Below are 14,001 nucleotides of genomic sequence, written 5' to 3'. Positions count from 1 at the left end.
AGTCCTAACGGTGAGAGCGGGCGGTCAAGCCGAGTCCAGCGAGGCCAACCACAGCGACGATGAGGGACAGCGCAGACGAGGCATTGTAAGCGCCAGCTTGTTGCAGGTTGAAGATGACGACGCCAAGCGTCTGCGAGCCGGGCGAGAGTAGGAGTACTGAGAGAGTGAGCTCGCGCACTGCAGTGAGGCCCACGAGAACGGCCCCAGAGATCGCGGCGGGGACGGCCATCCGGCAGGAAATGTCCCAGAGCGCCCGGAGTCGGCTCGCGCCAGAGATACGAGCGGCCTCTTCCGCGGTCGTAGGTGTCGCCGCGAGCGGCGCACTCACTGACTGCACCACTAGGGCCAGGAACGAGGTCAGATAGGCGCAGAGAATGATCCAGGGTGTGTTTTGCAAGCCGACGTGGGGAGCGATAACGAGCCATGCCACAGCGATGACCAGGCCAGGGATGGCCTGTGGCATCAACGACAGGCCGAGAAGCGCGCCGTTGTCGCGAGCACGGGTTCGAGTGACGAGCGTGCCAATCGCGAGCCCCAGCGCTCCACAAATTACCGCAGCAAGGGTTGCCAGCATGAGCGAGTTTCCGACACCTTGCAGAGTGCCCGACGCCGTGAGCGCGCGTTCGAAACTTGCGAGCGTGATGGTTTCAAGTGTGAACGGTACCCCTGGGGCGGGCAGCAGCGCCTGGATCGTTAGCGTCACGAGCGGCAACACCGTGAGCACGAGGATACCCGTGGTCGTGATGATCGAGGCCCCCAAGCGGGCGCGGCCCAGGGGGAGGCGATCCGGGGCAGCAGACTGCGCGTCGAGCTCGACGCGTGTGCGAGAGCGCAGCAGATCAATAACCACACCGAGTAGCGCGATGACAAGCAGCACGAACCCGATCGCAGCGACCACTGCAAGGGGATCGTCGACGGTGCCCGACTGCAGGTAGCGATACACGAGCGTTGACAGAGTGACATACCGATCGGGCAAGCCGATGATCGAGGGAATGCCAAAATCGGCGAGATTTGACACCGCTATTAGCGTGAAGGAGGAGAGCATGGCGGGGCGTAGCAGCGGCACTGTAACTTCCCAGAGCGCGCGCGGTGCTGATGAGCCCGCGATGCGTGCGGCCTGTTCAAGATCGGCCGGGACGCGCTTAAGTGCCGCGGTGACGATCATCATGGCGATGGGAAAGCTGTGCAGCGTAAGCAGAAACACGACGCCGTCTCCGCCGTAGAGGTTCCACAGGGGGCCACCGAAGCGGTTGGTCCACCACTTGTTGACGGCGGAGGACGGGCCCAACAAGCTGAGCCAGGCGATTGCTCCTACGAACGGGGGCATGAGCATCGGGCTCAGGGCGAGTAACCGAAGCGCGCGGCGCCCCGGAAGATCGGTGCGCTCGAGCAGCAGCGCAAGCGCGGTCCCAAACGCGACCGCGAGGGCGGCCGAGATGCCGGCCGAGGTGAGTGAGTTCGCGGTCGCGGTCAATACATCCGGATCCGCAAGATGTGCCCATCCGTCTCCGGTGGCGGCCAGTAAAACGATCGCCAGTACCGGTACGAGCACGAGCGCAGCCACCGCGCACCAGAGCCCGAAACGGAGCCCGGCGAGACCATCCACGCGGCGCCAGCCCGGGAGGGCCGGCGCCGCGACGGCGCGGGAGAGCGTGTTACTGGAAGAGCGCATTAAACGTCTCGATGGCCCCGGCCTGGGTCGAACGAATGGTCTCGAGCTCAGGCGTCAAGAGCGTGATGTCTGCGACTGCGGGGGCACCCTCAGGGCTGTCGACATCTTCGCGGATCGGAAGGTAAGACTGCGAGGCAGCAATCTCTTGCCCCTTCTTGCTGATCAAGAAATCGACGAACAGCTTCGACGCGTCGGACTCGTCGGTGTTGGCAAAGATGCCGACTGGCTGCGATACGAACGGCACACCCTCCTCCGGGTACACCGCCTCAATGGGCGAGCCCGCCGCGGCGAGGTCGCGCACGAGAGAATCTACGACGATGCCGACCGGATTCGAGCCGTCGGCCACGGCCTGCGACACGGGGCCGTTGCTCTCGGCAATGAGCGGGGTGTTGGCAGCGAGGCCCTGCAGCCATGGCTCGCCCAGCGCAGGCTCATTCAGCCACACCGCGGCGTTGTAGGCGGCAGCGCCCGACACATCAGGGTTGGGCATTGCGATCTTGCCGGCATATGCGGGATCCGTGAGATCCTGCCACGAGGTAGGAGCGTCGGTGATCACGTTGGTGTTGATTGCGATGACCGTCGGAAGTAGGCGTGTGCCCACGTAAAAGTGCTCGGGGTCGATGAGATCTTGATTGATGTTCGCTGCCTCGGGTGACTCGTACTCGAGTAGCAGGTCGCGATCAGCGTAGTCCTCAAATGTGCCAGCGTCAGCAGCGAGCAGCAGATCAGCTCCGATGTCCCCGGACTTTTCCTCAGCGGCGATACGAGCGGTCAAGTCACCGGTTCCGGCTCGGAAGACGTCAACTTCGATCTCGGGATTGTCGCTCGAGAACGCCGCGACGATGGCATCGATCTTTTCCTGGGGTTCCGAAGTGTACAACGTGATCGTTGAGGGCTCCGCGGCCTCGGCCGCTGAATCACCTGCTGACGCGTCAGGGCCTGCAGCGGAGCATGCAGTGAGGGCGAGGGCTGACAGCGAGAGCGCGGCGATGGTGCCGAGCGAACGGGTGCGTGACATGGTCTGCTTTCTGTATGTGTTGGGTAGTGCGAAATTGGAAGGGGGAGGACCTGAGACGCGTGGGCTATGGCACGCGAGAGATGGGCTGGGTGAACAGCGGCTCTGGCGCTGTGAGAGCGATCGTTGACGCGCTCACATCGGTATCGGTGAACTGCACCAGCGAGAACATGGGGGCGGCATGGCCCGCGACCGCTGCAGGCCCTGCGTTCATGATCTGGTGGTAGGCGAGCGATGGACCGACGAACACTGGGATCTTGTGCACCGACGCGGTGAGCACGTGGTGAAAATGCCCGGCGAGAATCGCTCGCGTATCTGAACCCTCGAGGACATCGAGCAGCGCACTGGCATCCGCCAACCCTTGTTTGCTGAGCACAGGCATGGGAGAACCGAGCGGCGGGTGATGCAGGGCGATGATTGTGCCGCGCGGGGACGGCGAAGCAAGAGTCTCGCCCAACCAGTCCAGCTGGGTGGCATCGAGCCGCCCTGCGTGCGAGTCCAGCCGGATGATGCGGTAGCCGTCAACGAAGTGCACTCCGTAGTGGTTCAGATTATGGTGGCGCAAGGCCCGCGCGTGTACCGGGCTATCGTGATTGCCGAGCACCGTGAAGACAGGGGCCCCGACTGCTGCCTCGAGCTCGCGACAGGCCACGTCCACCGCGGCGTAGGCGCCGGCGTTGCCACGCTGAATCAGGTCACCTGTGACGATCACGGCCTCGGGGGTGATGCCAGTTGCCCGGGCGTATGCGCCCACGCGTTCGAGCTGCTCGAGCCCGTTCACAGCACCGTAGAGCAACCCCGATTCGGTGGCGTGGACGTCGCTGAGATGCAGCACCGTGAATCGCCCGCTAGCCCGGCTCATGCCCGCTCCGCCAGCGACCGAAGATGCGCGACAGACATGCCATTGTCGAGCAGATAGGCGATGGGACCCCCGAGTTCGTTCACGAGTTCGAGTGCGCCAGCGAGCGCGGCGGACGGGCTGTCGAGATGTAGTTCCTCGGCCGCCGCACGCACCGCCCCCTCAAGCCCGAGTGAGTCAAGCTGGTCGGTGACGATCGCGGCACGCGCCGGGCGCACCGTGTTGCCCGACAGCACGTAGTCGGCGAGGATCTCGGTACGGGAATCGCCGGCAACGAGGCGTGCGAGGGCCACCACGATTCCGGTGCGGTCTTTGCCCGCGGTACAGTGCACCGCTGCGGTACCCGGGTGCGCTGCAATTGCCGAGACAGCGGCGGCGATCTGGGAACCGCGGTCGCGCACCAGCCCCGCATAAATCTCATGAATGGTGCCGTGGGCAGGGGGCAGCTCGCCATACAGCGGTACCGAGGAAACAGGGATGCCGTGCCGCCGGGTGCGTTGCTCGGACGGCTCACGTAGATCGATGATGAGATCGACGCCCTGGGCACGCAGGGTGCGCTCGCCGTCGGCGGTGAGCTCGTCAAGCGCTGCGGTGCGTACGAGCCAGGGCATGTGCTTTGTGCCAATGGTGCGCGCGTTGTAACTGCCTTCGACGGAAACGATGGTGTGCACGGCTCTGCCTTTCGATACACATGTGAAGTGTGCGTTTCGACGGTTACATCCGAGGTGAAACGCGATTACATTTGTAGCCTCGAGGATGGACGTGTCGGGCCGGTAAACGAACTCAGAATTTGATGTGTCGTTCGCGCAAAGATTGAATTTGGCCTATCGGCGGGTGGGGACAGGCACGTCCGTGAGTGCGTCGGCGACGACCTCCCGCATCTCCAACTGCTGCGCTGGCGAGCTCCGCTGGGCAAGCTCGGCGACGAGCGCCTGGAGGAGCACCGAGTGCCCGAGTCGAATGAAAAATGGGTCGACCGTGTGCTGGGGCCCCGAAGCGCCGGTCGAGATTGTGAGATCTGCGATGTCAGAGAGCGGGGTGCGGGCAAAGCTGCAGAGCGCGATCACGCGGGCACCACGCTGTGCAGCCGCCCGGCACGCGGCTAGCGTGTGTGCGTTCGCGCCCGAATGGCTGAGCGCGAGACAGACATCACCCGGGCCGAGTGTGTGCGTCGCAAACTGCTGCGCGAGAATGTCGAGCGGCGCCTCGACGGGGCGCCCGATCGTCGCGAAGCGCATTGCGGCATCCTGAAGTGGCGGGGCTGAGAACCCATTCGCAGCGAAGACGACACGGCGTGCGTCAGCCAGGGCTGCGGCTGCCGCGGCCAGCGTCGCGCGGTCGATGGCTTGACGACTCACATCGAGCGCCGCGCTGGCACTGGCAAAGAGCTCATCGATGTGGTCGCCGCCCTGCAAGGCAGTCGTGCCCTGAGGCGAGCCCTCACGCGCGAGTTCGAGGCGTAGATGCTGGAATCCTCGAAATCCGAGGCGCTGGGCCGCGCGAATCACTGTCGCGGTCGAGGTACCGGCGACCACGGCCAGCTCCTGCGTCGACCACTGTGGCACCTCGGGGTGGTGAGCGAGTATCGCGCGTGCGACCGCCCCCTCACTCGGGCCGAGTGTGGCCTCGAGGGCGCGAATGCGGGAGGTTGCAGAGCTTGCGAAGGCGTCGGTCACGTTGTCACGCTAGGTCGCTACCGTGAATAGCGGGGAACCCGCAGTTGGCCTCACGGTAACGCGGGGGTTACCGTGCGACGACGAGTAGCTCACCCACTTCGCAGCCAAGCACCTTGCAGATCGCGGTGAGCGTTGAGAATCTGATCGCCTTTGCGCGATCATTCTTCAACACCGACAGATTCACGATGCTCACTCCCACCCGCTCACTGAGCTCAGTGAGGGTCATGCTGCGCTCGGCGAGCAGCTCATCCAAGCGACACCGGATCGCGTGGCCGTCTTCGGCGACCACTAGATCAGCCCCTCTGCGTCATGCTGTAGCCGGATCGCCCGGCGCAGCGCGATATCGATCAGGCCGAGCGAGGTGACCGTAAACAATGCGATGACGTACCAACCCCACCACTCGACGGCGCCCGTATCGGCGACGCGCACGTTGAGCGCCGCTTCGACGCCGTTCGCACCCAACTTCCAGCAGATGTAGGCACCCAGACCCCCGGCGAGCAGCGCCCAGTTCAGGGTGCGAATTGCACGGCTCGTCGCAAGGGTGAAGAACCGTCCCTGCTGAAACAGCCAGGCGACCCGTACTGTGCTCGCGATCACGGCCAGTATCGCGAGCGCGGCGAGCGCGATGGCAGCTCCCAGGCACACCGTTGACACCGTATTGAGATTGGGTACAAGGACCTGCATGTGTGTGAACGATCCGCTCACCGGTTTGGCGGTGGCGGGGCCATCGCTGGAGTACAACGCGAGGCCTGCGGCCGTGCCTGCTTGCCGTTCGATTGGCAGCTGCCACACGACGCCATCAGGTGAAAATGTCTGGGCAAAGGTCCGCACCGCCAGGGCAATGACCGAGGCGATAGCGGCAACCCCGAGCGCGAAGATGGCGATGGCATCGGCGCGTATCTTGCCTGGGCCCGACTCTACGGGCAGCTGGGTGTTCATACGAGTCCCTCCGTATCGCGCTGCATGCGCTCGCCGATAACAAACACTGAGCTCACGAGTGCGATCACGAACGCCGAGAGGAGATAGGTGCCGGGTTCAAAGCTCAACACCATGTAGCTGCTCTGCCCACCGGTAGCCCCAAAGAGTACGTCGTTTGCGAGCACGGTATTGAGTAAATTGACGGCTACGAACCCGATGAGGCCAGTGAGGCCCGCAGTAACCACGAGGCGCGAGTTGCGCTTGCTGAAGATCTGACCGCGAATTAGTGACGCCGCGAGTGCAATCAAGCAGACGGCAATGGTCGCAGTCACCAGTGTCAAGAGCACCGGCGCTGAGATGCCAGTGACAAGCGCGACAGGCGAGAGCTCGGACGCCAGAAGCGTTGCGGAGGTGACTTCGAACGACAGTGTGCTCGTTCCTGCCGCGGCCTTCGCGGGGAGGCCCGCAAACTCGATCTCGATCGGGGTGGGGCCCGGGCCCAGGAGTGATGAGATCCGGATCGCGGCGAATACCGCGGTCGTAGTGGCGAGGGCGATGCCTGCAATGATGAATGCCCACAAGGCGCCGCGGTCACCGCGGGAGAGACGGTGTGCGGGTGGGGCAGAATCCAGGACGTCCAACATGAGCGCTCCTTATCGATTATCGATATTATCGTTAATCGATAAAATATTCCCTGTGTGGGTGCGCTGTCAAGCACCCGTTACGCCCAGCACGAACACGCCCCAAATGTAAGGCTGCAGCCCGTAATCTGGACACATCGGTTGGCGCCGCACCGACGACGCGACCCCAGCCCGAGGAGGAGACAGATGTTCGAGAGATTCACCGATCGCGCTCGCCGCGTGGTTGTGCTCGCCCAAGAAGAGGCGAAGATGCTCAACCACAACTACATCGGCACGGAGCACATTCTGCTCGGCCTCATTCATGAGGGTGAGGGCGTCGCTGCAAAGGCGCTTGAGCAGCTTGATATTTCACTGGACGCCGTTCGCGCGCAGGTGACCGACATCATCGGCACCGGCCAGCAGCCGCCCGCGGGTCACATCCCGTTCACGCCGCGCGCCAAGAAGGTGCTCGAGCTCAGCCTGCGCGAGGCGCTGCAGCTGGGACACAACTACATCGGCACGGAGCACATCCTGCTTGGCCTGATTCGCGAGGGCGAGGGTGTCGCAGCCCAGGTGCTCGTGAAGCTCGGGGCTGACCTGAACCGCGTGCGCCAGACGGTGATTCAGCTGCTGTCTGGCTACCAGGCCGGCAAGGAGAGCGCGACGGTTGGCGCTCCCGAGCAGCAGAGCGAGTCCAAGGGTTCGCAGGTGCTCGACAACTTCGGCACCAACCTGACCCAGGCTGCCCGCGACGGTAAGCTCGACCCGGTCATTGGGCGCGAGAAGGAGGTCGAGCGGGTCATGCAGATCCTCTCGCGCCGCTCCAAGAACAACCCCGTGCTGATCGGTGAGCCAGGCGTTGGCAAGACGGCCGTCGTCGAGGGGCTCGCGCAGGCCATCGTGCGCGGCGAGGTGCCCGAGACGCTGAAGGACAAGCAGGTCTACATGCTTGACCTCGGCTCAATGATCGCCGGTAGCCGCTACCGCGGTGACTTTGAGGAACGCCTCAAGAAGGTCACCAAGGAGATCCGCAACCGCGGTGACATCATCATCTTCATCGATGAGATCCACACGCTCGTGGGTGCCGGTGCTGCCGAGGGCGCAATCGACGCCGCCAATATTCTGAAGCCCATGCTTGCGCGTGGCGAGCTGCAGACCATTGGTGCGACGACGCTCGACGAGTACCGCAAGCACTTCGAGAAGGATGCCGCGCTTGAACGCCGCTTCCAGCCGATCCAGGTTGCTGAGCCGTCGATTCCCCACTCGATCAACATCCTGAAGGGGCTGCGCGACCGCTACGAGGCGCACCATAAGGTGTCGATCACTGATGGCGCCATCGTCGCCGCGGTGAACCTTGCCGCTCGCTACGTGCAGGATCGCTTCCTGCCCGACAAGGCCATCGACCTGATCGATGAGGCCGGCGCTCGCCTGCGCCTGTCGATCCTGTCGAGCCCGCCCGAGCTGCGCGAATTCGACGAGAAGATCGCCGTCGTGCGCGCCGACAAGGAAAAGGCCATCGAAGGCCAGGACTTCGAACTTGCCGCCAACAAGCGCGACGAAGAGAAGAAGCTGATTGCGGAGCGCCTGCGCCTCGAGAAGCAGTGGCGCTCGGGTGACGTGGTTACTAAGGCCGAGGTCGACGAGGGGCTGATCGCGGAGGTGCTTGCGCAGGCCACGGGCATCCCCGTCTTCAAGCTCACGGAAGAGGAGACAAGCCGTCTCCGCTTCATGGAAGAGGCACTGCACCAGCGCGTGATCGGTCAGAACGAGGCCATTTCGGCCCTTGCCAAGACGATCCGGCGCCAGCGCGCAGGGCTCAAGGACCCGAAGCGTCCCTCGGGCTCGTTCATCTTCGCCGGCCCCACGGGTGTCGGCAAGACCGAGCTCGCGAAGGCCCTGGCTGAGTTCCTGTTCGATGACGAGGATGCGCTGATCTCGCTCGACATGTCGGAGTACGGCGAGAAGCACACCGTTTCGCGCCTCTTCGGTGCCCCTCCCGGGTTCGTCGGCTTCGAAGAGGGAGGCCAGCTCACCGAGCGCGTGCGCCGCAAGCCGTTCTCGGTCGTGCTCTTTGACGAGATCGAGAAGGCTCACCCCGACATCTTCAACTCGCTGCTGCAGGTGCTCGAAGAGGGCCGTCTCACCGACGGCCAGGGCCGCGTCATCGACTTTAAGAACACCGTCATCATCATGACCACGAACCTCGGTTCGTCGGCCATCGCCGGTGGTCCCGTGGGCTTCCAGATCGAGGGTGACTCCTCGATCGGCTACGAGTCGATGAAGGGCAAGGTCAACGAGGAGCTGAAGAAGCACTTCAAGCCCGAGTTCCTCAACCGCGTCGACGACACGATCGTGTTCCCGCAGCTGTCGAAGGCCGAGATTCTCCAGATCGTCGACCTGTTCGTGAAGCAGCTCAAGGACCGTCTGCTCGATCGCGACATGGGCATCGAGATGTCGCAGCCCGCTCGCGAGCGACTCGCCGATCTGGGCTACGATCCCGCACTGGGTGCACGGCCGCTGCGCCGCGCGATCCAGCGTGAGATCGAGGACATGCTGTCGGAGAAGATCCTGGGTGCCGAGCTGCTCGCGGGTGACCTGGTTAAGGTCGACTTCGTGGATGGCAAGTTCACGTTCGAGACCGATCGCGGCACCGAGAAGGCGCACGGCGAGACGTCGGCCACCTCGGCGGCAAGCATCGCCTCTGCAGCGGCTACCCCCGATACGGTCGAATAAAAGTTCCCCGTTGTACGACGCTCCGGGCCCTCAGCAATTGCTGGGGGCCCGGAGCGTTTGTCTATCCCTGTAATGCGGTGACGCGCCAACGCTGTGATACGCTGGTGTACCTGTCCGCGGCAGTAACGTGGAGCGGTTAGTGACACGGGTAAGCACCCAGCGCACTGGTCCGAGGCTTGAAACCTCCAGCATCAATTCACATTGAGTTCTGGAGAAATCATGACGATTACCCATGCCTCCCCGCCCGAAACCAGCCCGATCGAGGTTCCGCGTCAAGCCGCGCAGCCTCGCCGTTGGTGGGCTCTCGCAATCATTGCCCTCACTCAGCTGGTCGTAGTACTTGACGGCACGATCGTGAATATTGCACTCCCCACCGCGCAAGTTGAACTGACGCTCAGCAACACTGAGCGTCAGTGGGTGGTCACCTCCTATGTGCTTGTATTCGGTGCGCTTCTCTTGCTGGGCGGACGCATCGCCGACACGTGGGGCCGCAAGCGCACTTTCATGCTGGGCATGATCGGTTTTGGCGTCGCTTCGTTGTATGGTGGCCTCGCGCAGAGCGGTACTGACTTGATTCTGGCGCGCGGCCTGCAGGGGCTCTTCGCGGCGCTGCTGGCTCCCGCTGCCCTGGCAATGCTCACTGTAGCCTTTCCTTTCGGACGCGAACGGAACATCGCTTTTGCCGTATTCGGCGCAGTCGCTGGAAGCGGCGCGGCCGTGGGGCTCCTGCTGGGCGGCTTCCTTACCGAGTTCACAAGCTGGCGCTGGTGCTTGTTGGTCAACCTGATCTTCGTGATCATCTCGGTGGGAATCGGGGCTTTCGTGCTTGAGGAGAGCAAAGCTGAGGGGAAGGGGCGCCTCGATATCTTGGGCGCGATTGCCGTCGTGCTCGGGCTTGGCTCACTCGTCTACAGCTTTACTCTTGCCGAGGAAAGCTGGGTGAGCGTCGACACCATCGGATTCATGGCGGGGGGAGTCCTCTTGCTTGCGCTCTTTGTGTTCATTGAAACCCGTGCTCGGAATCCGCTGCTCCCCATGCGCGTCATCCTTCATCGCGTACGCGCGGGTGCGTACTTTGTGCAGGCTGTCGTCGGAGCTGTGCTCATCGGAACAACGATGTACCTGGCCTTCCACCTCCAAAATGTGCTGGGCATGTCTCCGCTGCTAGCCGGCCTCGCCAGCGTCGTAATGACCGCCATCACCATCCTTGTCGTGCCTATTATGACCAAGTTGATGCCGGTGTCCGGGCCCCGCCCGATGATGGTGTTCGGGCCGTTGATCGCCGCTGTGGGTATGTTCTGGATGGTTTCCATCACGGCTGATGGAAACTATGTCACGCAGGTCATGCCCGGTCTGATTTTGATCGGTCTGGGCGTGGGAGTTACGCTCGTGCCGCTGCAGAACGTCGCACTTGTCGGAGTTGAACCCTCGGATGCCGGAGCTGCTTCGGCAATGGTCAACGTAGCGATGCAGATCGGTGGTTCTATCGGGCTGTCCGTGTTCGCGCTGGCCGCGAGCTCTGCCACTGCATCGGCCACAGCACTCGGAGATTCAGAACTCGCGGCCCAGACGCAGGGGTATAGTGCGGTGTTTCTCTCCGCGGGTATCGCACTCGTGCTGGCCGGAGTCGTTGCTGCTATCTGTGTGCGAGGCAAGAAGGAAGACCTCCTGCCGACTCACAGTTAGCCGTCGTCACACAGGAATCTAGCCTACTGCTGGCGGTGCGACCGATCGCCCAGCCAGCAGTAGGCTAGAAGTATGACTGCTGCCGATGAGATGTTCATTCGCCCCGCGCGTACGGCAGATGTGCCGCGCATGGTTGAGCTGATGGAACCTCTGGTCAACCGACGAATCCTGCTCGGCAAAGACCTCGTCGAGCTGTATGGCGCGGTGCCCGAGTTTCTGGTGGCATGCGAGCCCGGTGGCGACGTGATCGGCTATGGTGCCGTGCACGTGATGTGGGATCAGCTCGGGGAGGTGCGCACGCTCGGCGTCGCCCAAGAGTGGCTCGGCCGCGGCGTCGGACACCGCCTGCTCACCGCGCTCGAGGCCCGCGCCCGCGACCTTGGCCTCACCCAGCTGTTCTGCCTCACGTTTGAGACGGACTTCTTCACGAGCCACGGGTTCGAGGACGTCGGTGAGAACCACGAGCTCGTGGCATCAGACGTGTATGCCGAGCTGCTGCGCTCAACGGACGAGGGCGTCGCCGAGTTTCTCGACCTCTCGCGAGTCAAGCCCAACACCCTGGGCAACACGCGCATGCTCAAGCGCCTAGCCAGCTGAACCGGGATACGCTGACGCTATGTCGACCTTTCGTGACCCCGTGGGGCCCAAATCAGCCAAGGTGTACCTGCGCCGTCGCCTGGTCGTACTCGCGGTCCTGCTCGCAGTTATCGCGGTCATCGTGCTCGCGATTCTGAAGCCGGGATCCGGTGCCGGAGCTCCAGAGGCGAATGAGGTCAAACTCCCCACGGACCTGGCGGCACAGACCGCGCAGTCGCCGGAGCCCAAGGAAGGCGACGTGCCTGCCTGCCAGTCAGGGCAGCTCAAGGTCACCCCCGGCACCGATAAGACGGATTACGCCGAGGGGGAGCTGCCGCAGCTGTTTCTGAGCGTCGTCAACGCCGGTACCGAACCGTGTAGCGCGGATCTGGGGACGGCCGGCATGGAATTCACCGTGTCGAGCGGGGACGATCAAGTGTGGCGATCGGTGGACTGCCAGTCCGAGCCCGAGGCACTCGCGGTGATTCTTGATCCGGATCAGGCCGTGCAGACGGAGCCGATTGCGTGGGATCGCACCCGATCGAGCGCCGAGACCTGCGACATTACACGGGACCCGGTGGCAGCTGGCGGAGCCTCTTACCACCTGCGGGCTGCGGCGGCTGGCGTCCAGGGCAGCGGCACGGCTCAGTTCTTGCTGTACTAGGCCCGTTCCGGGGACACGTCCTCGAGCCTGAGCGCAAACCACAGCTCAGCGCGATCGTCGGGGTCGCTGAGAGACCGCTGCGTGAGCCGCTCGATGCGTGCGACACGATCGCGCAGTGTGTTGCGGTGAATGCCGAGGGATGCGGCGGCAGGGCCGCGCTGTCCATCATGTTCGAACACCGCAGTGAGGGTGGCACGCAACTGATCGCGCTCGGCCGACGTGAGCGTTTCCGCGGGCCGCGCGACCTGCCCGGTCTCATCGGGCAGATCTGCCCGCTCAGCGTGCAATGACAAGGGGCCTAGCACCTGGCTGCCGAGCGTGTGCACCGCGCCAGACTCCGAGAGCCCGACGAGCGCATCGAACAAGGGAGCATCGCGGTCCGCCCACACCACCGTGGGTACGCGGGGTGCCCGGTAGAGGGGCTCGGTGGGGGAGAGCGCACGCAGCCTCCCGGCGGCGGATCGGCGGCTCACCGGCGTATGCGTCGCGGGTACGGGGCGACCCACCACAGCGTCGAGACCGTGGGCCGCCGCAGCGGAGAGCGCACCGGCGACCGCTTCCTCAGTATCGGGGCAAACCTGCCAGGCCAGTCCGAGTCCGGGCGCGCGCGGGGCCGAGGGATCCGGCGCAACAAGGCGATCCAGCCCGCTGCGGGGGCGTCGACGCCAGGCCCCCACGTCTTCCGCACCGCCCTGCACCGCGATCGCGCGTAGGCGAGTGGGGTGCTCGGCCTCGGGCAGAGCTGGAGCGAGGATCTCGAGTGCATCGGGGCCGTGCGTGCCCGTGAGTAACCCGGATGCGAGGCGTTCCCAGCGCTCGCGTTCGCGCAGCTCGTCGGCGCGGCCGCCGTGGAGCCCGAGACCGAGCACCATCGAGCCTGCGGCAATAATCGCGTTGCCCTCGGGGGTGAGCGGCGCGGTGCCGGTGACCCCGAGCCGCAGCGTGCCCTCCCGATCGAGATCGATGTACTCTATTGCACCCTGCTGGAAAGCAAAGCCCGCGGTGCTCGCGACGAGTGTGCCGTCGGTCGTGACGAGGGCGAGGTGGCGGCCCGTGGCCTGCGCGATGACCGCGAGTACCTCGGCCGGGTCCTGGTCGCCGCGCGCGCCGTCGAGCAGCCGTTGCTGCACCTGGAGTGCGCTGCGGGCCGCACGTAACTCGTCGGCGCGGAGCAGTCCGGCAGCCGCCTTGCTGATCGCCACGAACGGGGTAGGGAGGGGGATCTCGAACAGCGCGACACGGTACTGGGTAGCCGCTTGGATGAGGGTGGCGGGCACCGCGTCGTGATTTACGCCGATACCAAAGCCGATGGCCGCTATACGAGCGCGATTGAGACTTGCCACGAAGTCACGCCAGCGCGGGTCGTCATGGGAGAACGCGAGGCCCGTTGTGAGCAACACTTCGCCGCCGTCGAGATACTCACTCAGGTCGAGGAGCTCGGTGGTCGATACCCAGCTGATCTCGGGGTCGCCCGGGCCCGCCTTGATCAGGCGTAGCCCCAAATCGGGGAGCGCGATGAGCTGTGACAAGAAAGCCATACTGTCATTCTTGCACGATGCGAGTCGAGGTGAGTGTGCAATGC

13 protein-coding genes are annotated in these 14,001 nt (G+C 64.2%); 4 read left to right on the top strand and 9 right to left on the bottom strand.

The window, feature by feature from the left end:
* Positions 1-4: 4 nt before the first annotated feature.
* The 8 genes from C795_RS0101590 to C795_RS0101555 form a co-directional block, all read right to left on the bottom strand.
* On the bottom strand, positions 5-1,672 hold the full coding sequence (locus C795_RS0101590; protein ID WP_017792007.1) for an ABC transporter permease: 1,668 nt from the start codon (positions 1,670-1,672) through the stop codon (positions 5-7).
* On the bottom strand, positions 1,656-2,690 hold the full coding sequence (locus tag C795_RS0101585) for an ABC transporter substrate-binding protein (protein WP_017792006.1): 1,035 nt from the start codon (positions 2,688-2,690) through the stop codon (positions 1,656-1,658). Before C795_RS0101585 ends, C795_RS0101590 begins: the two co-directional genes overlap by 17 nt.
* Before the next feature lie 64 nt (positions 2,691-2,754).
* Positions 2,755-3,549, bottom strand: coding sequence for a metallophosphoesterase (locus C795_RS0101580; RefSeq protein WP_026139363.1), 795 nt, complete (start codon positions 3,547-3,549; stop codon positions 2,755-2,757).
* The gene (locus C795_RS0101575) at positions 3,546-4,217 is read right to left on the bottom strand and encodes a tyrosine-protein phosphatase (RefSeq protein ID WP_017792004.1); all 672 of its coding nucleotides are present in this window, start codon (positions 4,215-4,217) and stop codon (positions 3,546-3,548) included. Before C795_RS0101575 ends, C795_RS0101580 begins: the two co-directional genes overlap by 4 nt.
* A 153-nt stretch (positions 4,218-4,370) precedes the next feature.
* Positions 4,371-5,222: a MurR/RpiR family transcriptional regulator gene (locus C795_RS0101570; protein WP_017792003.1), complete on the bottom strand. Its 852-nt coding sequence runs from the start codon at positions 5,220-5,222 to the stop codon at positions 4,371-4,373.
* A 67-nt stretch (positions 5,223-5,289) separates the two neighbouring features.
* Positions 5,290-5,511, bottom strand: coding sequence for a helix-turn-helix domain-containing protein (locus C795_RS0101565; protein WP_017792002.1), 222 nt, complete (start codon positions 5,509-5,511; stop codon positions 5,290-5,292).
* Complete coding sequence (locus C795_RS0101560; RefSeq protein WP_017792001.1) at positions 5,511-6,161, bottom strand: hypothetical protein; 651 nt, start codon at positions 6,159-6,161, stop codon at positions 5,511-5,513. Before C795_RS0101560 ends, C795_RS0101565 begins: the two co-directional genes overlap by 1 nt.
* A complete protein-coding gene (locus tag C795_RS0101555) occupies positions 6,158-6,784 on the bottom strand; it encodes a hypothetical protein (RefSeq protein ID WP_017792000.1) in 627 nt (208 codons plus the stop codon). The genes C795_RS0101560 and C795_RS0101555 overlap by 4 nt, the downstream gene beginning before the upstream one ends.
* 183 nt (positions 6,785-6,967) lie before the next feature.
* Here C795_RS0101555 and C795_RS0101550 point away from each other — a divergent pair, with 183 nt between their 5' ends.
* The 4 genes from C795_RS0101550 to C795_RS0101535 all read left to right on the top strand — a co-directional run bounded on the left by C795_RS0101550 (position 6,968) and on the right by C795_RS0101535 (position 12,419).
* Complete coding sequence (locus C795_RS0101550) at positions 6,968-9,493, top strand: ATP-dependent Clp protease ATP-binding subunit (RefSeq protein WP_017791999.1); 2,526 nt, start codon at positions 6,968-6,970, stop codon at positions 9,491-9,493.
* A gap of 219 nt (positions 9,494-9,712) precedes the next feature.
* Positions 9,713-11,179, top strand: coding sequence for an MFS transporter (locus C795_RS0101545; RefSeq protein WP_017791998.1), 1,467 nt, complete (start codon positions 9,713-9,715; stop codon positions 11,177-11,179).
* Between the two features lie 72 nt (positions 11,180-11,251).
* Positions 11,252-11,776, top strand: a complete 525-nt coding sequence (locus C795_RS0101540; protein ID WP_017791997.1) for an amino-acid N-acetyltransferase — start codon at positions 11,252-11,254, stop codon at positions 11,774-11,776.
* A gap of 19 nt (positions 11,777-11,795) precedes the next feature.
* Positions 11,796-12,419, top strand: a complete 624-nt coding sequence (locus tag C795_RS0101535) for a hypothetical protein (protein WP_017791996.1) — start codon at positions 11,796-11,798, stop codon at positions 12,417-12,419.
* Here the strand turns inward: C795_RS0101535 and C795_RS0101530 are convergent.
* Complete coding sequence (locus tag C795_RS0101530; protein WP_017791995.1) at positions 12,416-13,957, bottom strand: PucR family transcriptional regulator; 1,542 nt, start codon at positions 13,955-13,957, stop codon at positions 12,416-12,418. The two genes, C795_RS0101535 and C795_RS0101530, sit on opposite strands and share 4 nt — an antisense overlap.
* Positions 13,958-14,001 lie beyond the last annotated feature (44 nt).

Source organism: Leucobacter salsicius M1-8 (genome assembly GCF_000350525.1).
Classification (GTDB): domain Bacteria; phylum Actinomycetota; class Actinomycetes; order Actinomycetales; family Microbacteriaceae; genus Leucobacter; species Leucobacter salsicius.
Note: the sequence above shows the minus strand (reverse complement) of the source record. Positions and strands in the feature narration are given on the sequence as shown.

Coding starts and splice junctions, on each gene's coding strand:
- C795_RS0101530 (WP_017791995.1), bottom strand. CDS start 13,957: ATGGCTTTCTTGTCACAGCTCATCGCGCTCCCCGATTTGGGGCTACGC.
- C795_RS0101585 (WP_017792006.1), bottom strand. CDS start 2,690: ATGTCACGCACCCGTTCGCTCGGCACCATCGCCGCGCTCTCGCTGTCA.
- C795_RS0101545 (WP_017791998.1), top strand. CDS start 9,713: ATGACGATTACCCATGCCTCCCCGCCCGAAACCAGCCCGATCGAGGTT.
- C795_RS0101555 (WP_017792000.1), bottom strand. CDS start 6,784: ATGTTGGACGTCCTGGATTCTGCCCCACCCGCACACCGTCTCTCCCGC.
- C795_RS0101590 (WP_017792007.1), bottom strand. CDS start 1,672: ATGCGCTCTTCCAGTAACACGCTCTCCCGCGCCGTCGCGGCGCCGGCC.
- C795_RS0101580 (WP_026139363.1), bottom strand. CDS start 3,549: ATGAGCCGGGCTAGCGGGCGATTCACGGTGCTGCATCTCAGCGACGTC.
- C795_RS0101540 (WP_017791997.1), top strand. CDS start 11,252: ATGACTGCTGCCGATGAGATGTTCATTCGCCCCGCGCGTACGGCAGAT.
- C795_RS0101550 (WP_017791999.1), top strand. CDS start 6,968: ATGTTCGAGAGATTCACCGATCGCGCTCGCCGCGTGGTTGTGCTCGCC.
- C795_RS0101560 (WP_017792001.1), bottom strand. CDS start 6,161: ATGAACACCCAGCTGCCCGTAGAGTCGGGCCCAGGCAAGATACGCGCC.
- C795_RS0101535 (WP_017791996.1), top strand. CDS start 11,796: ATGTCGACCTTTCGTGACCCCGTGGGGCCCAAATCAGCCAAGGTGTAC.